The sequence below is a fragment of the Propionivibrio sp. genome, from assembly GCF_029255185.1.
In the GTDB taxonomy this organism is placed as follows: Bacteria; Pseudomonadota; Gammaproteobacteria; order Burkholderiales; family Rhodocyclaceae; genus Propionivibrio.
This window is the reverse complement of the sequence record NZ_JAPUVO010000128.1, coordinates 1-26,132: the sequence shown is the minus strand read 5'-3', so window position 1 is coordinate 26,132 and position 26,132 is coordinate 1. Positions and strand designations below refer to the sequence as shown.

Genomic DNA, 26,132 nt, shown 5'->3' with positions numbered 1-26,132 from the left:
TCGTGAGGTTGAGGATATTGTCCTCGAAAATTCAATCCGCCGGCGTCGGGAGCGGCACCTTTTGGTTGCGGCCAGCGGCCGCGCTAAGCTTCAGGAGTTCCGGTATGAACCAGGAAAACCCGAAGCCTGTCTGCTCGGAGGCGGCGCCGTCCGGGTCCTTCAGGATGCTCGTCGCCAGCGCCAACTGGAAGGCCGTGCCGGCGTAACGCGCGGCGAAATCGGCGCGCACGAGTGTTTGCTGCACGCTGGTGCCGGCGGTGAAGAGAACGATCTTGTCGGCATCGGCCTGGATGATGATGGCTGGCCTGGACTTCTGCGGCAATGGAATCGTCCAGGACGAGGCAGGGTTCGCAACCGCGTGGTCAAGCGCTCCGCTGACGGCATCCGTTGCTGGCGTGTGCGCGTCGTCGCGCAATACGACCAGGCAGGGAAGATTGAGGGTGCCCAGCGTTTCGGCACTGCATTCCTTGCGTTTGATGCGGAAACCGAGGGCGCGAGCCGCATGGATCAGCGAGTCGGCGCTATAGGGCGGTGGAAATTCGCGGATTAGCAGTTCGGGATCGAAAGGCTTGCGGTTCAGGGCGCACAAGCTGCCCATGGCCCAGGCCAGGTCTTCAATGGTGAATGCATAGGCTGGCGACGCCGGCCTGGAGGGCAGCGACAAGCGGCTGGCAACGAGTTTCAGGATGCGGCGCGGCATCAGCGCACCCGCTCCGTCCAGCGCTGTTGACTGCTGTCCATACATTTCCTCTGCTGCTGTTTATGTAGCTGTAATACAAGCATTTTAATTGCCATCCGAAACAATGCGGCCATGATCCAAAGCGCGTATTTGGAAAAAACCGGGGATGCTGCGCAAGGTTTCCTGCCAAGTAAACATTATCGCCCTCTGCAAGTGTAAGGAATTTATTTTCTAGATGACACATAGCGCCACAAACAGGATGCGTCAGTTTCAGCGGCTTGAATCGGGAAACCGGTGATCGTATCTTCTGCGACCCGCCGCCCGTTAGTGATAAATCACTTTAAGTTACTTTTTCTTAGTATTGTTTTTTAAGGATAATATTTCAATAAATTTTCTCAGGAATGTTTTATAAGTCATTGTAGTCATTGGGGAAATTTGAAAAAACCCCTTGCTTTGCCAAATTCTTTGCCTTAAAGTGGGGCCTAGTGGTAAAAAGTGGGGAATTGGGGATTATTGGTCGGCTTGGCTGGGGAGGGTGGTTTTGATGTTTCAGGGTGCAGCGGCGCTAAGTCTCGACGCCAAAGGTCGGCTTGCCATTCCGGCGCGTCACCGGGAAGCGCTCGTGGCAGCGTCCGCCGGCCAACTGGTGCTGACTGCTCATCCCCATCGTTGCTTACTCCTTTATCCCGCCTCGGCCTGGGAGCCCATTCGCGACAAGGTTCTGGCCGCGTCCAGTCTGAATCTGCAAGCAGCGGCCATCAAGCGTCTGCTGGTTGGTAACGCCCGCGAAGAAACCATGGATTCGGCCGGTCGCCTGCTGGTTGCGCCCGAGCTGCGCCAGTTCGCCCAGTTTGAAAAGCAGGTGTGGCTGGTTGGTCAGGGCAGCCATTTCGAGATCTGGTCGGATTCGGGTTGGCAGAAGCAGCAGGAAGTCTTCTTCGCCATGGGCGACCAGTTGTTGCCGCCGGGTCTTGAGGATCTGGCGCTGTGAGCGCTGCGTGTGCCGGCTTGCTGCACCAGACGGTGTTGTTGCAGGAGGCGGTCGATGCCTTGCAGGTCAAACCCTCCGGTATCTATGTCGATGGCACGTTTGGCCGTGGCGGGCATAGCCGCGCGATTCTCGACCGACTTGGCCCCGACGGCCGGCTGCTCGCGCTCGATCGCGACCCGCAGGCCGTGGCGGCGGCACGGTCCATCAACGATCAACGGCTAACTGTGGTGCACGGTAATTTCGGCGAATTGGCCGTGGCCGCGCGGCAGGCAGGAATTGACGCTGTCGATGGGGTGCTCCTGGATATTGGAGTGTCGTCGCCGCAGCTTGATGAGGGGGGGCGGGGCTTCAGCTTTCGCTTTGACGCACCGCTCGACATGCGCATGGATAGCACGCAGGGCGAGACGGCTGCATCGTTTCTGGCGCTTGCCGGAATAAAAGAAATCACGGAGGTCATCAGGAATTATGGCGAAGAACGGTTTGCTTTCCAGATTGCAAAGAAGATTGTGGCTGCTCGGAGCGAGCGGCCTGTTGCAACCACAGGCGAACTCGCCGCGCTCGTACGCGAAGCCGTGCGGACCCGCGAGCCCGGCCAGGATCCGGCGACGCGTACCTTTCAGGCTTTACGGATTTACGTCAATCAAGAGCTCGAACAGTTGGCGCTAGTTTTGCCCCAGGCGATGGCATTGTTAAGGTGCGGTGGACGGCTAGCGGTGATCAGCTTTCATTCGCTCGAAGATCGCATCGTCAAGCGCTTCATGCGTGATCAGGCGTCGCCGGATACCTTGCCGAAGAACCTTCCACTGCGTTCCGTCGATCTGCCGAAAGCCAAGCTGCGCTTGATTGGCAAGCCGGTCAAGGCGGCTGCGCCCGAGCTTGCGACCAATCCCCGGGCGCGTAGCGCCGTCCTGCGCGTAGCCGAAAAAACCGCAGCAACGCTGATCCCGGGGTCGGTCTAGGATGGCCCGCCTCAATATGCTTCTGTTGTTAGCCGTCGTGCTCTGTGCGCTTAGCGTGGTAACCTCGCAGCATACGGCGCGCAAGCTCTTTCAGGCGATGGAGAGCGAACAGGAGCGGGCCAAACAGCTCGACATTGAATACGACCAGTTGCAACTGGAGCTGTCGACCTGGGCGACCTCGCCGCGCATCGACAAGATCGCCCGTGAAAAGCTCAGGATGCGCCCCGCAGGAAGTACCCTTGGGGTGCGCCCCGCAGGAAGTACTGCCCCGACCGGAAAATCCGACGGGGGGGCGTCGCAATGATGAGTTTCAAGGGCGCGCGTGGGCATAAATTCGCCGAAAGTCCGGTGCTGAAGCTACGTCTGCCGGCCTGGCGCTCACGCCTGATGGCGCTGTTGATTCTGTCCTGTTTTGCAGTGCTCATCGGCCGTTCGTTTTATTTGCAGGTGCTCAATAACGATTTCCTGCAGGAGAAGGGTGAATCGCGCTACCGGCGTGATCTCGAAATCTCCGCCTCACGCGGCCGCATCGCCGACCGTCATGGCGACGTGCTGGCCATCTCGACGCCGATGAAATCGGTCTGGGCGATACCTGCCGACGCCCGTCTTACGCCGCAACAAACCAAACAACTGGCCGGCTTGCTGGAGATGGGGGTCAAGGAGTTGTCGCGCAAGCTGGCGAGTAACAAGTCCTTCGTTTTCCTGCAACGCCAGTTGCCGCCCGAAGTCGGTGACCAGGTGGCGGCGCTGAAACTGCCCGGCATCGGCCAGGACAAGGAATACCGCCGCTACTATCCGAGCGGCGAGATGACCGCCCATATCGTCGGTTTTACCGGCGTCGACGACAAAGGGCTGGAAGGCGTTGAACTGGCGTATCAGACCCAGTTGCTGGGCCATGCGGGCAGCCGCAGCGTGATCAAGGACCGGCGCGGCCAGATCGTCGAAGACGTCGGTTCAATCAAGCCACCGCAGGACGGCAAGGACATCCGTTTGTCGCTCGACGCCAAGATCCAGTACCTTGCTTACAGCCAATTGAAGCAGGCGGTGACCGATTACCAGGCCAAGGCCGGCGGCGCCGTGGTGATTGACGCCAAGACCGGCGAAATTCTCGCCTTGGCCAACTGGCCGACCTACAACCCGAACAATCGTGAGCACCTGTCGGGTGCGCAATTGCGTAACCGGGCGGTGACCGATACCTTCGAGCCGGGTTCGACGCTCAAGCCTTTTACCGTTGCGCAGGCGCTGGAAAGCGGCAAAGTGCGCTTCGATACGATCATCAACTGCGCACCCGGGCGCTTCACGATCGGCAGCGCAACGATTTCCGACGCCCATCCGCACGGTGCATTGACCGTCGCCCAGATCATCCAGAAATCATCGAACGTCGGCGCCGCCAAAATCGCCGGCATGATGAGTCCGCAGCAAATGTGGGACATGTTCGACGCCGTCGGTTTCGGCCAGATATCGCGTCTTGGCTTTCCGGGTGAAGTCGGCGGCCGCCTGCGCCCCTGGAAGACGTGGCGTCCGATTGAACAGGCAACAATGTCCTACGGCCATGGCATTTCAGTATCGCTGATGCAACTGGCGCGTGCCTACACCGTTTTCGCGCGCGAAGGCGACATGATCCCGCTGACGCTGACCAAAGCCGACACCATCCCGCTCGGTAGCTCGCCAGTATTCAGTCAGCAGACGGCGCGCGAGGTGCGCGCCATGCTCGAAATGGCCGTGCAGCCCGGCGGCACCGCACCGAAAGCACAAATCCCGGGCTACCGCGTCGCCGGCAAGACCGGTACTGCGTATAAGCTGGAAGGCGGTCAATACGCCAAAAAATATGTCGCCTCCTTTGTCGGTTTTGCCCCGGCGTCCGATCCGCGCCTGATTGTCGCGGTCATGATCGACGAGCCGGGCGGCGCCCAGCATTATGGTGGCGACGTCGCCGGACCGGTGTTTGCCAGTGTCATGAGCGGTGCGCTGCGCACGCTCGGCATTGCTCAGGATTTGGTGATTCGCCCCGAAGGCAGCGCCCCTGGAATGCAGGTGGCGCAGTCGCCCGCTATCAAGGAGAAGCTGTGAGTCGGGCGACAAGTACGCCACCCGCTCCGGCGACAGCGATCCTCCGGCAATTGGCTGCACTCGGCGTGCAACCGCGCGGCGTGGCGGACGACAGCCGTCAGGTCCGTAACGGCGACTTGTTCATTGCATACCCTGGCGGTCTGTCCGATGGCCGCCGCCATATTGACGACGCCATGGCCCGCGGCGCCTGTGCCGTGCTCTGGGAAACGGGCGGCGATTTTGTCTGGGACGAAAACTGGCGCATCGCCAATCTGCCGGCCAGCGGCTTGCGCCAGTTGTGCGGGCCCTTGGCCCATATCTTGTTTGGCCAGCCCAGTGAGCGCCTATCGTTGATCGCCATCACCGGCACCAACGGCAAAACGACCATCAGCCAGTGGCTAGCCCGCACCTATCCGCGCGCCTGCGCGATTATCGGTACGCTCGGCGCTGGTTTCCCCGAGCAGTTGGCGCAGACCGGTTTGACGACGCCTGAAGCGACGACGCTGACACGCTACCTGGCCGAATTTGCCGCCGATGAAGTGCAAGCCTGCGCCCTGGAAGCGAGTTCGATCGGCATTGCAGAAGGGCGGCTAGACGGTGCGCGGGTAGATGTGGCGGTGTTTACCAACCTGACGCGCGACCATCTCGACTACCACGGCACGATGGAAAACTATGCGCTCGCCAAGGAAAGGCTGTTTACCTGGCCGCGCCTGCGCCTGGCGGTGATCAATCTTGATGATCCTTTCGGTCGGCAGTTGGCCGCGCGCAGCACGGCAAGCAAGGTAGTCGGGTATACGCAAAGCGATCAGCCCAGTGATCAGCAAGGGGTAATCCGTGCCGAGGCAGTCGAGGAAACCATTGACGGCCTGCGTTTTTGCCTGTGTGCGCCAAATGGCCGGGCGCTAGTCGAGACCAGCTTGTTGGGTCGCTACAACGTGTCGAATTTGCTGGCGGTAGCCGCAGTGTTGATCGATGCCGGGTTGACGCCGGCTGAGCTTGCCGAGCGTTTCGCCAAGCTGCCATCGCCGCCGGGCCGGCTGGAAAAGGTCGGCGGCCATAATGAGCCCTTGATCGTGATCGATTATGCGCATACGCCGGATGCGCTGGAAAGCGCCTTGCATGCCTTGCGCGCTGTAGCTACGGCGCGTGGCGCCAGCCTGGTCGCCATTTTTGGCTGTGGTGGCGACCGCGATCGCGGCAAGCGCCCGTTGATGGGCGAGATCGCGGCACGGCTGGCCGATTGTGTCGTGCTGACCAGCGACAACCCGCGCAGCGAGATGCCAGCGTCGATTCTTGAAGAAATTCGCAACGCGGCGCCGGACGCCCAATTGATCGTCGATCGCGCGCAGGCCATCTACCAAACCATTCTGGCGGCGCATCCGGCGGACGTTATTCTGCTTGCCGGTAAAGGCCACGAGCCCTACCAGGAAATTGCCGGCGTTCGCCGCCCATTCTCGGATGTGGCCGAGGCGCACTCGGCGCTTGCCGCCCGCCGGCAGGTGCGCCAGGCATGATGATGGATCTTCTCACTGCGGCAAAGGCCATGGCTGGAACGCTGGTCGGAGAAAACACACGCTTTGCCAGGGTGTCGACCGACAGCCGTGCCGTGCTTGCCGGGGATCTTTTTATCGCCCTGCGCGGTGAAATTTTTGACGGCCATGGATTCGTTGCTGCGGCGAAACAAGGTGGAGCCGTCGCCGCCGTGGTGGCGGCCGATATGCTTGAGTCTTTGCAGGGAATCGGACTGCCGCTGCTGGTGGTCGCCGATACCCGGCTGGCGCTCGGTGCGCTGGCGGCCGACTGGCGCTCGCGTTTTACGCTGCCTTTGATTGCCGTGACCGGCAGCAACGGCAAGACGACGACCAAGGAAATGATTGCCAGCATCTTGCACGCGGCCTTTGGCGATGCGGTACTGGCGACAGTGGGCAATTTCAACAACGACATCGGCCTGCCGATGACACTGCTCAGGCTCAATGCCGGTCACCGGGCGGCAATCATCGAGATGGGAACGAATCACCCGGGGGAAATTGCCTACCTCGCCCGCATCGCCCGGCCGACGGTGGCGCTGGTAACCAACGCCCAACGCGCGCACCTGGCTGGAATGGGATCACTGGAGGCGATTGCCAGTGAAAAAGGCAGCATCTTTGCCGAGCTTGGCGCGTCCGGCGTCGCGGTTTTCAACGCCGACGATCAGTGGGCTGATCTATGGCGAGCGCAGAGCGCCGGCCGCCGGATACTGAATTTCTCCTTCACCCGGGCGGCGCAGGTTACCGGAAGCTATCAGGCGCACGGTCTGGAAAACCATCTGAATTTTACGTTGCTGGGCGAAGAGATCGAAGTCGCGTTGACCATGCCTGGCGCACACAATGCCCGCAATGCCCTGGCGGCGGCGGCGACGACGGTGGCCGCCGGAATTTCGCCAGCGGCGGTACGTGCCGGCCTTGCTGCATTTCGCGGGGTCAAGGGCCGCCTGCAGCAGCGCCCCGGCCTGCATGGCGCCGTCCTGCTCGACGACAGCTATAACGCCAATCCGGATTCGGTACGCGCCGGCATTGATGTGCTGGCGGCGACCATCGGCAAGAAAATTCTTGTTCTCGGCGATATGGGCGAGATCGGCGACATGACCGGCCAATTCCACGACGAGATTGGCGGCTATGCCAAAAGCCAGGGTGTTGACCGGCTGCTGGCCTTTGGTGAATCGAGCGCGCTGGCCGCACACAACTTCGGCGCGGGCGGCCAGCACTTCAAAAAAATCGAAACGCTGATCGCGGCGCTCTCCAGCGCGTTGACGCCAGGGACGACGGTACTTATCAAGGGCTCGCGCTTCATGCGCATGGAGAGGGTGGCAGACGCAGTGGCAGAAGCGGTGGCAGCCACCACGGCGCAGACAGAAGGGGATAAACCATGCTGCTGATGCTGGCGCAATGGCTGGGGCAGGACATCCGCGGCTTCAATGTATTTGGCTATATCACGCTGCGCACCGTACTGGCCGCGATGACGGCGCTGATCATTTCATTCCTCGCCGGCCCGCGCGTCATCCGCTGGCTGGCCGCCAAGAAAATAGGGCAGGCCGTTCGTCAGGACGGCCCACAGACGCACCTCGTCAAATCCGGTACGCCGACCATGGGCGGCGCCTTGATCCTGATTGCCATCGCCGCCACTACCCTGCTGTGGGGTGACCTTGGCAACCGCTACGTGTGGGTGGTGCTGATCGTTACCCTCGGCTTTGGCGCCATCGGCTGGTATGACGACTGGAAAAAAGTCGTTTATCGCGACCCGCAGGGGCTGGCCAGCCGCTGGAAGTATTTCTGGCAATCGGTGCTCGGGCTGGCGGTAGCGATTTTTCTGGCAATGTCAGCCACGCTTCCGGCGCAAAGCGAACTGATCGTCCCCTTCTTCAAAACCGTGACCTACCCGCTCGGTGTGATCGGATTCGTTACGCTGACCTACCTGGTGATTGTGGGCACCAGTAATGCGGTGAACCTGACCGATGGCCTGGATGGGTTGGCTATCATGCCGACGGTGATGATCGCTGGCGCCCTGGCCATCTTTGCCTACGTTGCCGGCAGTGCGGTCTTCTCGAAATATTTGTTCATTCCCTATATTCCGGGCGCTGGCGAGTTGGCCATTTTTCTTGGCGCGATGGTCGGCGCCGGGCTCGGTTTCCTGTGGTTCAACGCTTACCCGGCGGAAGTGTTCATGGGCGACGTTGGCGCGCTGGCGCTTGGCGCGGCGCTCGGTACGGTCGCCGTGATCGTGCGCCAGGAAATTGTTCTGGCCATCATGGGTGGCGTTTTCGTTGCCGAAACCCTGTCGGTGGCGGCGCAGGTTCTCTACTTCAAATTCTCAGGCGGCAAGCGCATTTTGCGCATGGCGCCACTGCATCACCACTACGAACTTTCCGGTTGGAAAGAGACGCAGGTTGTCGTCCGTTTCTGGATCATCACCATCATGCTGGTGCTGATCGGCCTCTCGACACTGAAGATCCGCTGACATGGACCCAAAAGCCTCACCGCAAAGGCGCCAAGAGCGCGAAGTTCGCAAAGGAACAAGGGATTTCCGCTCCTCATCGCTCGTTCTTGATTTTCTTTGCGGCTCTTTGCGTCCTTTGCGTCTTTGCGGTGTAAAACTGAGTTTCCCAGAATGAATCTCCAAGGCAAACAGGTTCTGGTCATCGGTCTCGGCGAGTCCGGGCTGGCCATGGCGAAATGGCTGGTCCGCCAGGGCGCCAGCGTGCGCGTTGCCGACAGCCGTGTATCGCCGCCCAACGCGGAGGCCTTGCGCGCCGCGGTGCCGCAGGCCGAACTGATTGCCGGGCCGTTCGCTGCACAAACCTTTGCCGGGATCGAATTGATCGCCATTTCGCCTGGCGTCGCGGTGCAGGAAGCGCAGGTGCAGACTGCCGTCGCGCGCGGTGTGCCGCTGGTTTCCGAAATCGAACTTTTCGCCTGGGGAGTGCGAGCACTTACGCCACAGGCGAAAATCATTGCCATCACCGGCAGCAACGGCAAGACGACGACGACTGCACTCACCGGCGCCTTGTGCCTGGCCGCCGGACGCCGCGCAGTGGTCGCCGGAAATATCGGTCCGGCCGCACTCGATGCGCTGATGGCGGCAATCGATGGCGATGCGCTGCCGGAAATCTGGGTGCTCGAACTTTCCAGTTTTCAGCTTGAAACGACCCATTCGCTGCACGCCGATGCAGCGACGGTGCTCAATGTCAGTGAAGATCACCTCGATCGCTACACCGGCATGGATGATTACGCTGCAACCAAGGCTCGTATTTTCAAGGGGCACGGGGTGATGGTGCTCAACCGTGACGATGATCGCAGCCTGGCTTCAGGCCACTGCGGGCGCACTCTGGTCAGCTTCGGGCTTGGCCCGGCGCCGCGCCCGGTCGACTACGGCCTGGCCGACGGCGCCCTGATGCGCGGCGAGGAAAAGTTGATCGCCCTCACCGAACTGCAACTTCCGGGTCGGCACAACGCCGCCAATGCCATGGCCGCTCTGGCACTGTGCGAAGCGGTTGGCATTGCGCCGCGCGCCGTGCTGCCGGCCTTGGCATCCTTCAAAGGCTTGGCCCATCGCGTTGAACTGGTCGCAAAAATCAATGGCGTTGCCTATTACGACGACTCCAAAGGGACCAATGTTGGCGCGACGCTGGCGGCGGTTCAGGGGATGGGTTGCCAAGTAGCGATCATTCTCGGCGGCGAAGGCAAGGAACAGGATTTCACTCCGCTTAAGCCGGCGCTGACCAAACATGCCCGGGCGGTGGCCCTGATCGGGCGTGACGCCGGCCTGATCGCTGCGGCCATCGAGGGCTGTGGCGCTCCCCTGCGGCGTTGTGCCGATCTCTCCGAAGCGGTGCGTTGGTGCGCTGGAGAGGCCAAAAATGGCGACGCGGTGCTGCTGTCGCCGGCCTGCGCCAGTTACGACATGTTCCGCAATTACCTGCATCGCGCCGACATGTTCATCGATCTCGTGCGCACCCTGCAAAGCGAGGCTGCCTGATGGTGCCCGCTTTTGACACGCCCCGCCGTATGCCTGCGGAAGTCGATTTGACACTCCTGTGGAGCAGCTTGATTCTGCTGCTGGTCGGCATGGTGATGGTCTATTCGGCATCGATTGCCATTGCCGAAGCAGGCCGTTTTACCGGTAATCACCCGGCCTATTTCCTTGTTCGCCACGCCGTATTCCTCTGCATCGGACTGCTGGTCGCCGCCTGTGCCTTCCAGGTGCCGCTATCGACCTGGCAGAATCTGGCGCCCTGGCTGTTCGTCGCCGGCTTCGTTTTGCTTGCGTTGGTGTTGGTGCCGGGGGTTGGTCGCGACGTCAATGGCGCGCGCCGCTGGTTGTCGCTCGGCGTTGCCAATCTGCAACCGTCGGAACTGATGAAGCTTTTTGCCGTGCTCTACGCCGCCGATTACACGGTGCGCAAGATGGCGCACATGCACGAACTGAAAAAAGCTTTCCTGCCAATGGCTGGAGCGATGGTGGCGGTCGGCATTTTCCTGCTCAAGGAGCCGGATTTCGGCGCTTTCGTGGTGATCATCTCAATCGCCATCGGCATTCTTTTTCTGGGTGGCATGCGCGCCCGCTTGTTTGCCATCCTGATTGTCGTGCTCGTTGGCGCCTTTGCCGTGCTGATCATCGTTTCCCCCTATCGCCGTGACCGCATCTTCGGCTTCATGGACCCGTGGTCGGATGCCTTTGGTCGCGGCTATCAGCTTTCGCATGCGCTGATCGCCTTCGGCCGCGGCGAGTTGCTCGGCGTCGGCCTGGGCGCCAGCGTCGAGAAACTGTTTTACCTGCCCGAAGCGCATACCGATTTTCTGTTGGCGGTGATTGCCGAGGAGCTGGGCTTTACCGGCGTTGTCGTGATCATCGTCCTGTTTGGTCTGCTCATTCAGCGTGCCTTCGTCATCGGCCGTCAGGCTGTCGCGCTTGACCGCCTGTATCCGGCCCTGGTGGCCCAGGGGATCGGCATCTGGATCGGCATTCAGAGCTTCATCAACATGGGCGTGAACATGGGCTTGTTGCCAACCAAGGGACTGACCCTGCCGCTGATGAGCTTCGGCGGCTCGGGAATCCTCGCCAACTGCGTCGCCTTGGCCATCCTGCTTAGAGTCGATTGGGAGAATAGGCAGCTCATGCGAGGTGGAAAATTATGAGCAGAACACTACTCATAATGGCCGGCGGCACCGGCGGTCACGTCTTTCCCGGCCTGGCTGTCGCCGATCTGCTCAGGAGCCGTGGCTGGAATGTCGTCTGGATGGGCAATCCCGACGGCATGGAGGCCAGGCTGGTTCCGGCGCGCGGTTACCCGATGGCCCAGGTCCGCTTCGCTGCCTTGCGCGGCAAGGGCCTGCTGCGCAAGGCGCTGCTCCCCATTGCCTTGCTCTCGGCCTGTCGGCAGGCCTGGCAGGAGATTCGCCGCATCAGGCCGGATGTGGTGCTGGGCATGGGCGGTTATATCAGCTTCCCGGGTGGGCTGATGGCGGTGTTGCTTGGCTGCCCGTTGCTGATCCACGAACAAAATTCGGTCGCCGGCCTGGCCAACCGCGTACTGGCTAAAATTGCGACGCGCGTCGCCTGCGGTTTCCCGGAGGTTTTGCCCGCAAGCGTCTGGCTCGGCAATCCCGTGCGCCCCGAAATAGCGCAGTTGCCGGAACCAGCCGTGCGTTTTGCCGGGCGCGTCGATGACGATCAATCGCCGCTGCGCCTGCTGGTTCTTGGCGGCAGCCTGGGGGCGGCCGCAATCAATGAGATGGTGCCCAAGGGACTGGGACTGCTGCCCGAGAAAGAGCGGCCGCAGGTGGTGCATCAGTCCGGTGAAAAACATCTGGAGCAGTTGCGGAACAATTATCAGGCGGCCGGGGTGCGGGCCGATTGCGTGCCCTTCATTGAGGATATGGCGGGGGCCTACGCATGGGCCGATCTGGTGCTCTGCCGGGCCGGTGCGCTAACGGTTGCCGAACTGGCCGCCGTCGGGGTGGCAAGCATCCTGGTGCCTTATCCAAACGCCGTTGATGATCATCAGACGGCCAATGCAAAATTTCTCGCCAATGCAGGCGGTGCGATTTTGCTTCCGCAAAACGAAATGACACCTGAATCGGTCAGCCTGATCCGCAATTACACGCGTGGACAGCTGTTTCAGATGGCCGAGCGGGCGCGCTCACTGGCCAAGCCCGAAGCCGCGGCCGAAGTCGCTGCGCTATGTGAAGAATTATGCAAGGTCGGCGGACAATGAAACACAAAGTCAAAAACATTCATTTCGTTGGCATTGGCGGTTCGGGAATGAGCGGTATTGCCGAAGTGCTTGCCAATCTCGGTTTCGGCATCAGCGGCTCCGATCTGGCGGACAGTGCGACAACCCGGCGCCTGGCAAACATCGGCGTGCGCACCATGGTCGGTCACGGCGAAGACAATATTGCCGGCGCTGACGCGGTAGTGGTGTCAACGGCGGTCAAGGCCGATAACCCGGAAGTCGTCGCCGCGCGTAGCCGCAATGTGCCGGTCGTGCCGCGCGCACAGATGCTGGCCGAACTGATGCGTCTAAAGCAGGGGATTGCGATAGCCGGTACGCATGGCAAGACCACGACGACCAGTCTGGTGGCATCGATCCTGGCCGAAGGCGGCATGGACCCAACCTTCGTTATCGGCGGTCGGCTTAACGCGGCCGGCGCCAATGCACGCCTTGGCGCCGGCGATTTCATTGTGGTCGAAGCTGACGAATCGGATGCCTCTTTCCTGTTTCTGTCGCCGGTCATCTCGATCGTGACGAATATCGACGCCGATCATATGGAAACCTACGGCCACGACTTCGGCCGCCTCAAGCAGGCCTTTGTCGATTTCCTGCAACGTTTGCCATTTTACGGGGTGGCCGTGCTCTGCGCCGAGGATGCCAATTTGCGTGAAATCATGCCGCAGGTCGCCAAACAGATCGTCACCTACGGCCTTGATGCCGGAGCCAATGTGCGTGCCGAGAACGTGATGGCCAGCAATGGTCAGATGCGGTTTGACTGCGTTCGCGTCAACGGCAGCATCAGTCACTTGCCGGTGACGCTCAACCTGCCCGGAATACACAATGTGCAAAATGCGCTGGCGGCAATTGCCGTGGCCACCGAGGTCGGCGTTGACGATGCCGCCATCATCAAGGCGCTGGCCGAATTCAAGGGCGTTGGCCGCCGCTTCCAGCGCTACGGCGAGGTGCCGATTGCCGCTGGTGGACACTTCACGCTGGTCGATGACTACGGTCACCATCCGGCTGAAATGAAGGCGACGATTGCCGCAGCGCGCGGCGCCTTTCCGGGGCGGCGCCTGATGCTGGCCTTCCAGCCACACCGCTATACCCGAACGCGCGACTGTTTTGAAGATTTCGTCAGCGTCCTCAACGCTGTTGATGCGCTGGTACTGGCCGAAGTGTATGCCGCCGGCGAGCCACCGATTGTCGCCGCCGACGGCCGCGCGCTGGCGCGAGCGCTGCGTGTTGCGGGCAAGATCGAACCGGTTTTTGTCGAGAACATCGCCGACCTGCCGCAAGCCATTCTGGATGTCGTGCACGATGGCGACGTAGTGATCACCATGGGCGCCGGCTCAATCGGCGGCGTTCCGGGCAAGCTGGTGCAGATTTGAGATGAACAGAACCTCTTTCAACGCAGAGATCGCAGAGGCGCAGAGGGCGCAGAGAAAAGCATTCAAAAATCTCTGCGTTCTCTGCGCCTCTGCGATCTCTGCGTTAAAAGAGGTTAAAGGGTTTAACAATGACTGATTTCGGAAAAGTGGCGGTTCTTCTCGGTGGCAAGTCGGCCGAACGCGAGGTGTCGCTTAACAGTGGTGGGCGCGTGCTGGCGGCTTTGCGGCGGCAGGGCGTTGATGCTCATGCCTTTGATCCGGCCGAGCGCAAACTCGATGAGCTGGCGGCTTTTGATCGCGCCTTCATCGCCCTGCATGGCCGTTATGGCGAGGATGGAACGATCCAGGGGGCGCTTGAACTGATGCGCATTCCTTATACCGGCAGCGGCGTGATGGCCTCCGCCTTGGGCATGGACAAGTGGCGCACCAAGCTGTTGTGGCGCGCGGTTGGTCTGCCTATCCCTGAGTTTGTGATGCTCGATGCGCGCAGTGATTTTGCAGCGGCCGAGCAGCAACTGGGGCTGCCGATCTTTGTCAAGCCGGACTGCGAGGGATCGTCAATCGGGATTTCAAAGGTCAAGGAGACCGGGCAGTTGTGCACGGCCTATCGGGAGGCCGCCAGGCACGATTCGCTGGTGCTCGCCGAGCGTGGCATCGTCGGCGGTGAGTATACCGTTGCCATTCTTGGCGCCGGCGACAGCATGCAGGCCCTGCCGATCATCAAGATCGAACCAGCCACCGAATTCTACGACTATGAAGCGAAGTATCTGCGCGATGACACGGCCTATCGTTGCCCTTGTGGCTTGTCCGAGTCGCGTGAACTCGAACTGCGCGCGCAGGCGCTCGAAGCATTTAGCGTGCTCGGTTGTCGAGGCTGGGGGCGGGTCGATTTTCTGATGGACGAGCAGGGTCAGGCCTACTTTCTCGAAGTAAATACTTCGCCGGGGATGACCGACCACTCGCTGGTGCCAATGGCCGCACGTGTCGCCGGCATTTCGTACGAACAATTGGTGATGCGCGTTCTGGCGCTGGCTACGCTGGGATGATTGATGTGGAACAAACCACAACTGATGACCGCCGTTTCCGACCTGCTGTTCGTGGCAGCGGCGGCCGCATTGCTTGTGGCGGCGTTGGTGTGGGGCGCGCGCCTGCCCCTTTTTCCGCTGCGCGAAGTGGTGGTCACCAACGAGCTGCGGGAAGTGCGGCGCGGCGAACTGGAACGTTCGCTCGCCGGCCGCCTGCGCGGCAATTTCTTCAGCATCAATCTGGATGCCTTGCGTTTGTCGATCGAGCAATTGCCCTGGGTGCGGCGGGCCGAGGTGCGGCGTCAGTGGCCGTCACGCATCGAAGTGGGCATCGAGGAGCATCTGCCGGTGGCTTTCTGGGGGCAGTCCACGGGGCAATTGGTGAACTCTTACGGCGAGGTGTTTGTCGCGGCGATGAGCATCCCGCCACCGGGAACGATGCCTCTGCTGCAGGGACCGACCGGCATGGCGCCGGAAATGCTGAGCCATTACCAGCAGGCCGAGGAAATACTCAAGCCGCTCGGACGAGTGCCGCGCGCACTCTATGTTTCGCCGCGCCTGGCCGTGCAGTTGCGGCTAGACGACGGGATGGTCATCGAGTTGGGGCGGCAGCAGGCCAAGGCGCCAGTGCGCGAACGACTGGAACGTTTTGTCGAGTATTACCCGAGCGTGCTGAGCGCTGCCGGGCAACGGCCATCTGTAGTCGATATGCGCTATCCGAATGGTTTTGCGTTGCGCGTCAATGCACCAGCCGCAACGCCGGCAATTGGAAATAAAGGGAAGCCATGAGCAGGGACAGCAAGGAAATAATCGTCGGGCTCGATATCGGGACGTCAAAGATCGTCGCACTGGTTGCCGAAATCAGCCCAGAAGGGCGTCTGAATATCATCGGCATGGGCTCGCAGGATTCCAAGGGCCTGAAGAAGGGGGTCGTCGTCAATATCGAGGATACCGTGGCGACCATTTCGCGCGTCCTGCAGGAAGTCGAGTTGATGGCCGACTGCAAGGTCAAGGATGTCTATACCGGGATCGCCGGCAGCCACATCAAAAGCTTTAATTCGAACGGCATGGTGGCGATCAAGGACAAGGAAGTCACGCCGATGGACGTCGAGCGCGTCGTCGAAACGGCGCGCGCTATGCCGATCCCGGCCGATCAGGAAATTCTGCACATCCTGACGCAGGAATTCATCATCGATGATCAGGACGGTATCCGCGAGCCGATCGGGATGAGCGGCTTCCGCCTGGAAGTCAAGGTGCACATCGTGACCGGAGCTGTTTCTGCCGCGCAGAACATTGTCAAATGTGTGCGCCGTTGCGGTCTGGAAGTCAATGATCTGGTGCTGCAACCGCTGGCGTCGAGCTACGCCGTACTGTCCGAGGACGAGAAGGATCTGGGAATCTGTCTGATCGACATCGGCGGCGGCACGACGGATCTGGCGATCTGGACGCAGGGCGCCATTCGTCACACCTCGGTCATTCCGATTGCCGGCGACCAGATCACCAACGATATCGCCATGGCGCTGCGCACCCCGACGCGCGAAGCGGAAGACATCAAGTGCAAGTTCGGCTGCGCGCTTTCGGAGTTGGCCGATCCGGAGGAGGTGCTCGATGTCGCCGGCGTTGATGATCGTCCCTCGCGCAAGCTATCGCGGCGCGCGCTGGCCGATGTCATCCAGCCGCGGGTCGAGGAACTGTTCGAACTGATCCAGGCTGAACTGCGCCGTTCCGGTTTCGAGGAAGTGCTGTCGTCCGGAATCGTGCTGACCGGCGGCTCGTCAGTGATGCAGGGAATGATCGAGCTTGGCGAAGAGGTTTTCCACATGCCGGTACGTCTGGGCATACCGAAGTATCACGGCGCGCTTGCCGATGTGGTGCAACACCCGCGTTTTGCTACGGCCTGCGGTCTGCTGCTTGAAGCGCAGACGCAAAGGAAGCGCGGCCTGAAGGTGCGTGAAACACGAGATGTGAAGCAGGTGTTCGGGCGGATGAAGTCGTGGCTTGAAAAGAATTTTTAACCATTTTTTAACAGTTTTTTAGCCGAGGAGAGCGTTATGTTTGAAATTATCGAGAAGGAAGACGTCAGTGGCGATTGGGGTACGGTGATCAAGGTGATCGGCGTCGGCGGCGCCGGTGGTAACGCCGTCGATCACATGATTCGCGAAGGCGTGATGGGCGTCGAGTTCGTTGCCGCCAATACCGATGCACAAGCCCTCAAGCGCAGTGTCGCACACAAAAAGATTCGTCTGGGCAAGTCGGGTCTGGGCGCCGGCGCCAGACCGGAGGCCGGACGCAGCGCGGCGGTCGAGGAGCGCGAACAGATTGCCGAGGCGCTCAAGGGCGCGCACATGGTCTTCATCACCGCCGGCATGGGTGGCGGGACCGGGACTGGCGCTGGTCCGATTGTCGCCGAAGTGGCGCGTGAACTCGGCATTCTGACGGTGGCCGTAGTGACCAAGCCCTTCGGATTCGAGGGCAAGCGGCTGAAGGTGGCCGAAGAAGGTATTGCCGAATTGCAGAAAAATGTCGATTCGCTGATTGTCATTCTCAACGACAAGTTGATGGATGTGCTCGGTGACGAGGTCTCGATGGATGATGCCTTCAAGGCCGCCGACAATGTGCTGCGCAACGCCGTCGGCGGTATTGCCGAGATCATCAATTTCCCGGGCCTGGTCAACGTCGACTTCGAAGACGTGCGCACGGTCATGGGCGAAATGGGCATGGCCATGATGGGCTCGGCCAATGCGTCCGGCGTTGATCGCGCGCGCATCGCCGCCGAACAGGCGGTGGCCTCGCCGCTGCTCGAAGGCATCAATCTCTCCGGCGCCAAGGGCGTGCTGGTCAACATTACCTCGACGCGCGGCCTGAAAATGAAGGAAGTAAACGAAGTGATGAGTACCGTCCGCGAATTCGCTGCCGAGGACGCACACATCATCTTCGGCGCGGTTTACGACGAAACCATGGGCGAGGAAATCCGCGTCACCGTGGTCGCCACGGGTCTGGGTCAGGCGCAGGGCAAACGGCAAACCTTCGAAGTGATCAATACCCCGGTGATGAAAGCCACTGGCACCGACGGCTTCGCGCATTCGACGGCGCAGGGCAGCATCGATTACAGCCATCTCGATGTGCCAGCGGTGGTGCGCAAGGGCCGCAGCTCGACGGTTGAGGCACTGGCCAACAGCGGTGTCGATCGCTACGATATCCCGGCGTTTTTGCGGAAACAGGCGGATTAAGGGCTTAAACGCTTTCAACGCAGAGATCGCAGAGACGCAGAGAGCGCAGAGAAAGACAGAGTCTTGTTAATCTTTAGATTTTCTCTGCGTTCTCTGCGCCTCTGCGTACTCTGCGTTGAAAGAGCTTAGCCCTTCAAAGTGCTGTAGTTTCGTCTCCGTAAAGAGGCTCGGCGCCCCGTGTTACAATCCGCCGGTTCCTATTTTTATCAATCACATGCTTAAGCAACGCACCCTCAAATCCTTGATTCGCGCCACCGGCGTTGGTCTGCATTCTGGCGTCAAGGTCAGAATGGCGCTGCGTCCGGCGGCACCAAATACGGGTATCGTCTTTCGCCGTGTCGATCTTGATCCGGTGGTCGATCTGCCAGCGTCGGCCTTGCTGGTCGGTGACACGCGCCTGTGTTCGTGCCTGGAATGCGATGGCCCGCAGGGCAAGGTTCGGGTCGGCACCATCGAGCACCTGATGTCGGCTTTTGCCGGTCTTGGCATCGATAACGCCTTTGTCGATCTGGATGCGGCGGAAGTGCCGATTCTTGACGGCTCGGCGTCGCCTTTCGTTTTTCTGATCCAGTCGGCCGGCATCGAAAAGCAGCCCGTGGCCAAGAAGTTCATCCGCGTCAAGCGCCTGATCGAGGTTCGCGAAACCGATCGAGCGGGCGACAAGTGGGCACGTTTCGAGCCTCACGACGGATTCAAGCTGAGCTTCTCAATTGTTTTCAACCATCCGGCCATCGACCGTACCGGGCAGGAAGTGGCAATCGATTTTGCTGAAAACTCCTATGTCCGCGAGGTGGCGCGCGCGCGCACGTTTGGCTTCATGCAGGAGGTCGAGTGGCTGCGCGAAAGCGGTCTGGCCCAGGGCGGCGGCCTGGACAACGCCGTGGTGCTCGACGAGTACCGCGTGCTCAACGCCGATGGCTTGCGTTACAGCGACGAATTCGTCAAGCACAAGGTGCTCGACGCGATTGGCGACCTCTATCTGCTCGGCTCCCCGCTGCTTGCTTCATTCACGGCGCACAAGTCGGGTCATGCGTTAAACAATGCGCTGGCGCGTGAATTGCTGGCTAATCCGGATGCCTGGGAGTACGTGACCTTCAGCGATCAGGCGCCGCAGGCCGTCGCCAACTGGCTGGCACTGCCGGCCCTGCAGTAGCTGCGCGCCGTGTGGCTGCTCCGCTTACTCGCCGTACTGACGCTTATTGCCGTCGCTGGCGGTGTGGTGTGCTACCTGCTGACCAGAAATGCCAAGTATTTGCAGTTGTCCTGGCGACTTTTCCGCTACGCATTGATCGTCGCGTTGCTGGTTTTTTCACTGCTGATTCTTGAGCGGGTTGCCGTCATTCCGTTTTAGCCGCGCGCATTAGCAAGGTCTCCAGCGCCGCGCGCAGGGGCGAGGCTGGCAGCGAGTCGCGCAGGCTTTCAAGCGTTCGGCTGGCTCTGGATGTCAATGGTTTTTGCGTGGAAGCCATTGATTGTGTGACTGTTTTACGGGCTTGCACTTTGATCTGAACACCGTTACACTCCACGCCGCGTTGAGAGAAACCGTCGGCCAAGGTCGGCGCCAGTTGGCGCAGCTTGGCAGCAACCGCGCCACTGACGGCATGAATGACGATAATTCCTGACTTGTAATTGGCCAGGCTGCTGGCCTGGTTAAGATGTGCCGGCGCGATCTCCTGGTAGAGGCGCGTCAGTTTTATAAGCAGTCTTGCGTGTGCCAATACCTTGCCGGCGCCATCGGTCGCTTCGAGATAGTGTTCGAGGGAATTTTTCATCTGGAACTTCAAGGAGAGGTGACGTGCATATTATTCTTGTCCCCGACCGTCTGGCAACCGCCAGAACACTGAATCTCACGCCCCGGCTGGGGCTGGCGATCGTGTCCGGCTTCATTGTTCTGTCCTTTGTCATGTCTTTCCTGTTTTCCTGGATCGGTGTCCGTTTCAATCTGCCGTTTGCCACCGAGCTTGTGGCGGCGGTGCAGCGGGTACACAACCGCAAGACCGAAGAGTATGTCCGCGACAATATTTCCTCGATGGCTGTCAAACTCGGTGAGATGCAGGCGCAGTTGATTCGTCTTGATTCGCTAGGCGAACGTATATCAAAACTCTCTGGCATCAATGCCCCGAAACACGAGGCGAAGGGCAAGGACGGGCAGGGAGGCCCGCTGATTCAAACGTCACAACCGCTCGCGGCCAGCGAGTTGCAGCGCGAGATTGATCGGCTGGCCGAAATTGTCGAGCAGCGTAGCGATGCCTTGACCGCGCTGGAATCGCAACTCATGGAGCGGCGCATCAAAACCACCCTGTTGCCAACCATCATTCCGATCATCTCGGATCGTATCGGCTCGACCTTTGGTCACCGTCTTGATCCGATTGCCGGTGTCAGCGCCATGCACGAGGGGATCGATTTTGTCGCCGACCCGGGCACGCCAGTCATTGCCTCGGCTGGCGGCGTCGTGCTCGCCGCTGAATATCATCCACAATATGGAAACCTGATCGAAATTGATCACGGCAACGATTTTTCCTCGCGCTATGCCCATCTTTCAAAAATCACCATCAAGCCCGGTCAGATTGTCAAGCGCGGTCAGGCCATCGGCGCCAGTGGCAATACTGGACGCACGACGGGCCCGCACCTGCATTTCGAAGTGCGTTTCAAGGGCGTCGCGCAAAATCCGGCACGTTTTCTGCAGCAGGGTACGCAAATCGCATTGAATTCCCCAGCAGCGGCGAAGCCGCTTGTTCCAGCCGTCAAGACTGTCGCGCCAGCAGGTTCTGCGCGGGCCGCAGCGACCTTCAAACCCCGCTAGGTCGCGCACAACAGCGTGCCCGACACGCTGCCAGCGCGTGATAGAATCCCTTCCTTTTACGCGCGCAAACACTCAACACAATGATTTCCGGCCTACTCAAGAAGATTTTCGGCAGCCGTAATGATCGGCTGATCAAGCAGTATTCCGTAGTTGTCCGACAGATCAACGCGCTGGAAACGGGAATTAGCGCGCTTTCCGACGATGAACTGCGCGGCAAGACAGGGCAGTTCAAGGCGCGGGTGGCCAACGGAGAAACGCTCGATGCCCTGTTGCCCGAAGCCTTTGCAGTGGTTCGCGAAGCTGGCAAGCGCGCACTCGGCATGCGTCACTTTGACGTCCAACTGGTTGGCGGCATGGTGCTGCATGACGGCAAGATTTCCGAAATGCGTACCGGCGAGGGCAAGACGCTGGTCGCCACACTGCCGGCCTACCTCAACGCGCTGTCCGGCAATGGCGTGCATATCATTACGGTCAACGATTATCTGGCCAGTCGCGACGCCGAGTGGATGGGACGCCTACACCGTTTTCTCGGGCTTTCGGTCGGCGTCAACCTGTCGCAGATGGAGCACGATGCCAAGCAGGCGGCGTATGCGGCGGATATCACCTATGGTACCAACAACGAATTCGGTTTTGATTACCTGCGCGACAACATGGTCTACACCTGCGCCGAGCGCGTGCAGCGCAAGCTAAGTTATGCCATTGTCGACGAGGTCGATTCGATCCTGATCGACGAAGCGCGCACGCCGTTGATCATCTCCGGCCAGGCCGAAGACCATACCGAGCTTTACGTGCGCATGAATCAGGTGGCGCCAATGCTTGAGCGCTGCCTGGAAGAAGACGGTCCGGGGGATTACTGGGTCGACGAAAAGGGCCATCAGGTTCTGATGAGCGAGGCCGGCCACGAGCATGCCGAAGAGATTCTCGCCCGCGTCGGCTTGCTGCCCGCCGGTGGCAGCCTGTACGATGCCGCCAACATTTTGCTGATTCACCACCTCTACGCCGCACTGCGCGCACATACCCTGTTTCTCAAGGATCAGCAGTACGTGGTGCAGAACGGCGAGGTGATCATCGTCGACGAGTTCACCGGACGCCTGATGTCCGGCCGCCGCTGGTCCGATGGGCTGCACCAGGCGGTCGAAGCCAAGGAAGGCGTGACGATCCAGAACGAGAACCAGACGCTGGCCTCGATCACCTTCCAGAACTATTTCCGCATGTACGGCAAGCTCGCCGGAATGACCGGCACGGCCGATACTGAAGCCTACGAGTTCCAGCAGATCTACGGCCTTGAAACGGTGGTCATCCCGACCAATGTGCCGATGATCCGGGTCGACCATAACGACCAGATCTTCCGCACGGCCAAGGAAAAACACGAGGCCATCATCGCCGACATCCGCGCCTGCCGCGCCCGTGCGCAGCCGGTGCTGGTCGGCACCACGTCGATCGAAAACTCCGAGCTGCTGTCCACCCTGCTCGACAGCGAAAAGCTGCCGCACCAGGTGCTCAACGCCAAGCAGCACGCACGCGAAGCCGAGATCGTGATCCAGGCCGGGCGTCCGGGAATGATCACCATCGCCACCAATATGGCCGGCCGTGGGACCGACATCGTTCTCGGCGGCAGCATCGAAAAGCAAATCGCGCAGATCCGCGACGACGAGACGATTGACGCAGCCGGCAAGGAGGCGCGCACCGCCGCGCTGCGCGCCGAGTGGCAGAAATTGCACGACCAGGTAGTGGCCGCAGGCGGTCTGCACATCATTGGTTCCGAGCGTCATGAATCGCGCCGGATCGACAACCAGTTGCGCGGCCGTTCCGGCCGTCAGGGCGACCCCGGTTCGTCGCGCTTCTATCTCGCGCTCGACGATGCGCTGCTGCGGATTTTCGCCGGCGAGCGCCTCAAATCGATCATGGAACGCCTGAAAATGCCCGAAGGCGAAGCCATCGAGCACCCGCTGGTGTCGCGCTCGCTCGAATCGGCGCAGCGCAAGGTGGAAAGCCGCAACTTCGATATCCGCAAGCAACTGCTCGAATACGACGACGTGTCGAACGACCAGCGCAAGGTGATCTACGCCCAGCGCAACGAACTGCTCGAAACCGACGACATTTCCGAGACCATCACCGCCATGCGTCAGAGCGTGTTGTACGACACCTTCAGGCGCCATGTGCCGGTCGACAGTGTCGAAGAGCAATGGGAATTGCCGGCGCTGGAAAAGGAACTGGCATCCGAGCTGCACTTGCCGCTGCCCATTGTCGAGTGGTTCAAGAATGAGCCGACCCTTGGCGACGAGGCAATGCTCCGGCGCATCATCGAGCACGCCGACGCCGTCTACCTGGCCAAGGTCGAGCAGGTGGGCGTTGGAGGCTTCCACCAGTTCGAGCGCAACGTCATGCTGCAAAGCCTCGATACCCACTGGCGCGAACATCTGGCGGCACTCGATCACCTGCGCCAGGGCATCCACCTGCGCGGCTACGCGCAGAAGAACCCGAAGCAGGAATACAAGCGCGAAGCCTTCGAACTGTTCGAAGCGCTGCTCGACAGCGTGCGCGTCGAGGTCAACCGGCTGCTGATGACCGTTCAGGTGCGCGCCGAAGACGTCGAAGAGACCGCCCCGCACGCCGAGGTGCAGAACGTCCGCTACCACCACGCCGACTACGAAGACGCCGTAGACCCAAGCGACGACAATGACCCGTTCAAGGTGCAACCGATCCACAGCGGACCAAAAGTCGGCCGCAACGACCCCTGCCCTTGCGGTTCGGGCAAGAAATACAAGCACTGCCATGGAAAGTTGAGTTAAGGACTAAGCGCCTTCAACGCAGAGAGCGCAGAGGCGCAGAGAACGCAGAGTTTTCTTTGTCTTTTTCTTTGTTTTTCTCTGCGCCCTCTGCGTCTCTGCGCTCTCTGCGTTGAAAGAGGTTAAATAAATGCCCGTAAACTTCACCCCCCCTCCCCCCGAAGCCCTGTTCCCAGTCGCCGGTATCCGTCTGGGCCTTGCCGAAGCCGGCATCCGCAAGCTTGACCGGCGCGACCTGACGCTCCTGGCACTCGACCCCGGATGCACGGTAGCCGGCGTGTTTACGCAAAACCGTTTCTGCGCGGCGCCGGTGCACCTGTGCCGCAGCCATCTCGATTCTGGCAGCGAGATTCGTGCGCTGGTCATCAACACCGGAATCGCCAACGCCGGGACGGGCGAATCTGGCCTACAGGCAGCGCAGAAAACCTGCGTTGCAATCGGCGAGCTATTCGGCGTCGCTGCAAATCAGGTGCTGCCCTTCTCAACCGGCGTCATCCTCGAACCCCTGCCCGTAGACCGTCTGATTGCCGGCCTGCCGCGCTGTGCGGCCGATCTTGCGGCCAATCACTGGCACGCCGCGGCGCACGGCATCATGACCACCGACACGGTGGCCAAGGCCGCTTCGCGACGCATTCAAATCAACGGCAGGACGGTCACCATCACCGGCATCAGCAAGGGCGCCGGGATGATCAAGCCCAATATGGCGACCATGCTAGGCTTTGTCGCCACCGACGCCGGCATCGCCGAGCCGCTGCTGCGCCAACTGGTGCGTGAAGTCGCCGACGCATCATTCAACTGCATCACCGTCGATGGCGACACCTCGACCAACGACTCCTTCATCGTGATCGCCACCGGCCAGTCTGGCGCGCAATTTTCCGATGCCGCCGCGCCCGGCTACGCCGCGCTGCGCGAAGCGCTCACCGGCCTGGCGCTCGAACTCGCGCAAGCCATCGTCCGCGACGGCGAAGGCGCGACCAAGTTCATCACCATCGCCGTCAATGGCGGCCGAAATCGCGAAGAATGCAAACGGGTCGGCTACGCCATCGGCCACTCGCCTTTGGTCAAGACCGCCTTCTTCGCCTCCGACCCGAACCTCGGGCGCATCCTCGCCGCCATCGGCTACGCCGACATAGACGCGCTCGATGTCGACAACGTTCGCGTCTGGCTAGGCAGCACCGGCGAGGAAGTGCTGGTCGCCGAACAAGGCGCGCGCGCCGCGTCCTACCGCGAAGAAGCCGGCGCACACATCATGCAGGCCGCGGAAATCACCATCCGCGTCGATCTCGGGCGCGGCCAGGCCAGCGGCACCGTCTATAGCTGCGATTTCTCGTATGATTACGTGAAGATCAACGCCGACTATCGCAGCTAGGTCTAGAGGATGGATAAAGGCTTCACCACCAAGACACCAAGACTCACCAAGAGAACAAGAAATAAACTCGGTTTTTCTTGGTGAATCTTGGTGTCTTGGTGACTTGGTGGTTCGCACTTTCTCGTTGTCTGACTACCAGTTTCCGGAGAAACCCTATGCAAAAGATCCTGATCATCGGCGCGACATCGGCCATCGCCGAAGCGACGGCGCGGCTGTGCGCAGCTTTATAAGGCCCCTCGCCATGCGCATCATCGGTAAGCGCAAAGAACGCCCCATCAGTTTCTCGGCTTCGGCAAGCCTGCTGGCCGAAGGCGCGCGCTTCAACGACGCACTCCACTGTTTGCCGACCGGCAATACGAGCTTCATCCCGAAGGGTGTTCACTACTTCAAGACCCACGACGAAGCCAACCGTCAGCAACTCGATTGCCTGTCAAAAGGGATGGCACAGACTGCTCTGGAGCGGGCGCTTGCAATATTCCGCGAACGCTCAAGAACTCAGTAAAAAATGATCAATGCAGCACGCGCGGGATCGACAGCGTAAATTCGCCGGTCACCGCCTCGAACTGCGTTCCGTCCTCGGCCGTCATCTGGAAGCTGCCGCGCATGGTGCCGACCGGTGTGTCAATCTGGCAGCCGCTGGTGTATTCAAAGGTCTCGCCCGGCTTGAGCAAGGGCTGCTGACCAACAACACCAAGGCCGCGCACCTCCTGGACCCGCGCCTTGCCATCGGTGATCACCCAGTGGCGTGAAATCAGTTGCGCCGGCACGGTACCAACATTCTCGAAACGGATGGTATAAGCGAAAACGTAACGCTCGTTGGCCGGATCGGATTGGTCGGCAATGAACTGTGGAACGGCGCGTGCCTCAATCTGGTATTTCTTGCTTTCAGCCATGGCAGTCTTGATGGGTTGGAGAGTGGGGCATTGCACACCAAAGCGGCGCGCGAGGCAAGCGCGGCAGCGAGCACAGGGCAATTGCATCAAATTCCCTTTAACCCGAGGAGACTGGCGCGATAAGCATCGGAAGAAGCGGCGAGAATGCGACGAGTATAGACACCCCCTTTTTTCTTGGAGGTGTCGAGGCGGAAAAGATTGAGGACGAGG

The 26,132-nt window shown here is 60.6% G+C and carries 24 protein-coding genes and 1 pseudogene; 21 read left to right on the top strand and 4 right to left on the bottom strand.

Annotated features, from left to right (window positions below; translation table 11 throughout):
• Positions 1–31: 31 nt before the first annotated feature.
• Positions 32–745 (bottom strand): hypothetical protein, encoded by a 714-nt coding sequence (locus Q1J43_RS12875; protein WP_301102899.1) that lies wholly within the window; start codon positions 743–745, stop codon positions 32–34.
• 478 nt (positions 746–1,223) lie between these two features.
• Here Q1J43_RS12875 and mraZ point away from each other — a divergent pair, with 478 nt between their 5' ends.
• The 17 genes from mraZ to Q1J43_RS12790 all read left to right on the top strand — a co-directional run bounded on the left by mraZ (position 1,224) and on the right by Q1J43_RS12790 (position 19,419).
• Entirely contained in the window at positions 1,224–1,670 is a 447-nt protein-coding gene (gene mraZ, locus Q1J43_RS12870) for a division/cell wall cluster transcriptional repressor MraZ (RefSeq protein ID WP_301102898.1), read from the top strand.
• Entirely contained in the window at positions 1,667–2,629 is a 963-nt protein-coding gene (rsmH, locus tag Q1J43_RS12865; protein WP_301102897.1) for a 16S rRNA (cytosine(1402)-N(4))-methyltransferase RsmH, read from the top strand. Before mraZ ends, rsmH begins: the two co-directional genes overlap by 4 nt.
• A 1-nt stretch (position 2,630) precedes the next feature.
• The gene (gene ftsL / locus Q1J43_RS12860; protein WP_301102896.1) at positions 2,631–2,933 is read left to right on the top strand and encodes a cell division protein FtsL; all 303 of its coding nucleotides are present in this window, start codon (positions 2,631–2,633) and stop codon (positions 2,931–2,933) included.
• Positions 2,930–4,699 (top strand): penicillin-binding protein 2, encoded by a 1,770-nt coding sequence (locus Q1J43_RS12855; protein ID WP_301102895.1) that lies wholly within the window; start codon positions 2,930–2,932, stop codon positions 4,697–4,699. The genes ftsL and Q1J43_RS12855 overlap by 4 nt, the downstream gene beginning before the upstream one ends.
• A complete protein-coding gene (locus Q1J43_RS12850; protein ID WP_301102894.1) occupies positions 4,696–6,192 on the top strand; it encodes a UDP-N-acetylmuramoyl-L-alanyl-D-glutamate--2,6-diaminopimelate ligase in 1,497 nt (498 codons plus the stop codon). Before Q1J43_RS12855 ends, Q1J43_RS12850 begins: the two co-directional genes overlap by 4 nt.
• The gene (gene murF, locus Q1J43_RS12845; RefSeq protein WP_301102900.1) at positions 6,192–7,592 is read left to right on the top strand and encodes a UDP-N-acetylmuramoyl-tripeptide--D-alanyl-D-alanine ligase; all 1,401 of its coding nucleotides are present in this window, start codon (positions 6,192–6,194) and stop codon (positions 7,590–7,592) included. The genes Q1J43_RS12850 and murF overlap by 1 nt, the downstream gene beginning before the upstream one ends.
• A complete protein-coding gene (gene mraY / locus Q1J43_RS12840; protein WP_301102893.1) occupies positions 7,583–8,671 on the top strand; it encodes a phospho-N-acetylmuramoyl-pentapeptide-transferase in 1,089 nt (362 codons plus the stop codon). Before murF ends, mraY begins: the two co-directional genes overlap by 10 nt.
• A gap of 150 nt (positions 8,672–8,821) precedes the next feature.
• Complete coding sequence (murD, locus tag Q1J43_RS12835; RefSeq protein WP_301102892.1) at positions 8,822–10,189, top strand: UDP-N-acetylmuramoyl-L-alanine--D-glutamate ligase; 1,368 nt, start codon at positions 8,822–8,824, stop codon at positions 10,187–10,189.
• On the top strand, positions 10,189–11,349 hold the full coding sequence (gene ftsW / locus Q1J43_RS12830; protein ID WP_301102891.1) for a putative lipid II flippase FtsW: 1,161 nt from the start codon (positions 10,189–10,191) through the stop codon (positions 11,347–11,349). Before murD ends, ftsW begins: the two co-directional genes overlap by 1 nt.
• Positions 11,346–12,428, top strand: a complete 1,083-nt coding sequence (gene murG, locus Q1J43_RS12825; protein ID WP_301102890.1) for an undecaprenyldiphospho-muramoylpentapeptide beta-N-acetylglucosaminyltransferase — start codon at positions 11,346–11,348, stop codon at positions 12,426–12,428. Before ftsW ends, murG begins: the two co-directional genes overlap by 4 nt.
• Positions 12,425–13,813 (top strand): UDP-N-acetylmuramate--L-alanine ligase, encoded by a 1,389-nt coding sequence (gene murC / locus Q1J43_RS12820; RefSeq protein ID WP_301102889.1) that lies wholly within the window; start codon positions 12,425–12,427, stop codon positions 13,811–13,813. The genes murG and murC overlap by 4 nt, the downstream gene beginning before the upstream one ends.
• A gap of 128 nt (positions 13,814–13,941) precedes the next feature.
• Positions 13,942–14,859 (top strand): D-alanine--D-alanine ligase, encoded by a 918-nt coding sequence (locus tag Q1J43_RS12815; RefSeq protein ID WP_301102888.1) that lies wholly within the window; start codon positions 13,942–13,944, stop codon positions 14,857–14,859.
• Between the two features lie 3 nt (positions 14,860–14,862).
• The gene (locus tag Q1J43_RS12810) at positions 14,863–15,627 is read left to right on the top strand and encodes a cell division protein FtsQ/DivIB (RefSeq protein WP_301102887.1); all 765 of its coding nucleotides are present in this window, start codon (positions 14,863–14,865) and stop codon (positions 15,625–15,627) included.
• Complete coding sequence (gene ftsA, locus Q1J43_RS12805) at positions 15,624–16,853, top strand: cell division protein FtsA (RefSeq protein WP_301102886.1); 1,230 nt, start codon at positions 15,624–15,626, stop codon at positions 16,851–16,853. The genes Q1J43_RS12810 and ftsA overlap by 4 nt, the downstream gene beginning before the upstream one ends.
• 36 nt (positions 16,854–16,889) lie before the next feature.
• On the top strand, positions 16,890–18,068 hold the full coding sequence (ftsZ, locus tag Q1J43_RS12800) for a cell division protein FtsZ (protein WP_301102885.1): 1,179 nt from the start codon (positions 16,890–16,892) through the stop codon (positions 18,066–18,068).
• Between the two features lie 214 nt (positions 18,069–18,282).
• Entirely contained in the window at positions 18,283–19,221 is a 939-nt protein-coding gene (gene lpxC, locus Q1J43_RS12795; protein ID WP_301102884.1) for a UDP-3-O-acyl-N-acetylglucosamine deacetylase, read from the top strand.
• A gap of 9 nt (positions 19,222–19,230) precedes the next feature.
• The gene (locus Q1J43_RS12790) at positions 19,231–19,419 is read left to right on the top strand and encodes a hypothetical protein (RefSeq protein ID WP_301102883.1); all 189 of its coding nucleotides are present in this window, start codon (positions 19,231–19,233) and stop codon (positions 19,417–19,419) included.
• Here Q1J43_RS12790 and Q1J43_RS12785 read toward each other — a convergent pair.
• Positions 19,406–19,840, bottom strand: a complete 435-nt coding sequence (locus tag Q1J43_RS12785; protein ID WP_301102882.1) for a DciA family protein — start codon at positions 19,838–19,840, stop codon at positions 19,406–19,408. The two genes, Q1J43_RS12790 and Q1J43_RS12785, sit on opposite strands and share 14 nt — an antisense overlap.
• Positions 19,841–19,863: 23 nt before the next feature.
• Between Q1J43_RS12785 and Q1J43_RS12780 the strand changes: the two genes are divergently transcribed.
• The 4 genes from Q1J43_RS12780 (at position 19,864) to Q1J43_RS12765 (ending at position 25,531) form a co-directional block, all read left to right on the top strand.
• Complete coding sequence (locus Q1J43_RS12780; protein ID WP_301102881.1) at positions 19,864–20,871, top strand: M23 family metallopeptidase; 1,008 nt, start codon at positions 19,864–19,866, stop codon at positions 20,869–20,871.
• A gap of 80 nt (positions 20,872–20,951) precedes the next feature.
• A complete protein-coding gene (secA, locus tag Q1J43_RS12775) occupies positions 20,952–23,663 on the top strand; it encodes a preprotein translocase subunit SecA (RefSeq protein ID WP_301102880.1) in 2,712 nt (903 codons plus the stop codon).
• 127 nt (positions 23,664–23,790) lie between these two features.
• Entirely contained in the window at positions 23,791–25,029 is a 1,239-nt protein-coding gene (gene argJ / locus Q1J43_RS12770; protein ID WP_301102879.1) for a bifunctional glutamate N-acetyltransferase/amino-acid acetyltransferase ArgJ, read from the top strand.
• Between the two features lie 106 nt (positions 25,030–25,135).
• Entirely contained in the window at positions 25,136–25,531 is a 396-nt protein-coding gene (locus Q1J43_RS12765; RefSeq protein WP_301102878.1) for a hypothetical protein, read from the top strand.
• Between the two features lie 7 nt (positions 25,532–25,538).
• Here the strand turns inward: Q1J43_RS12765 and apaG are convergent, their stop codons facing one another.
• Positions 25,539–25,922: a Co2+/Mg2+ efflux protein ApaG gene (gene apaG, locus Q1J43_RS12760; RefSeq protein ID WP_301102877.1), complete on the bottom strand. Its 384-nt coding sequence runs from the start codon at positions 25,920–25,922 to the stop codon at positions 25,539–25,541.
• An 86-nt stretch (positions 25,923–26,008) separates the two neighbouring features.
• Positions 26,009–26,132 (bottom strand): annotated as a pseudogene (locus Q1J43_RS12755) (ISAs1 family transposase); the annotation flags it as partial.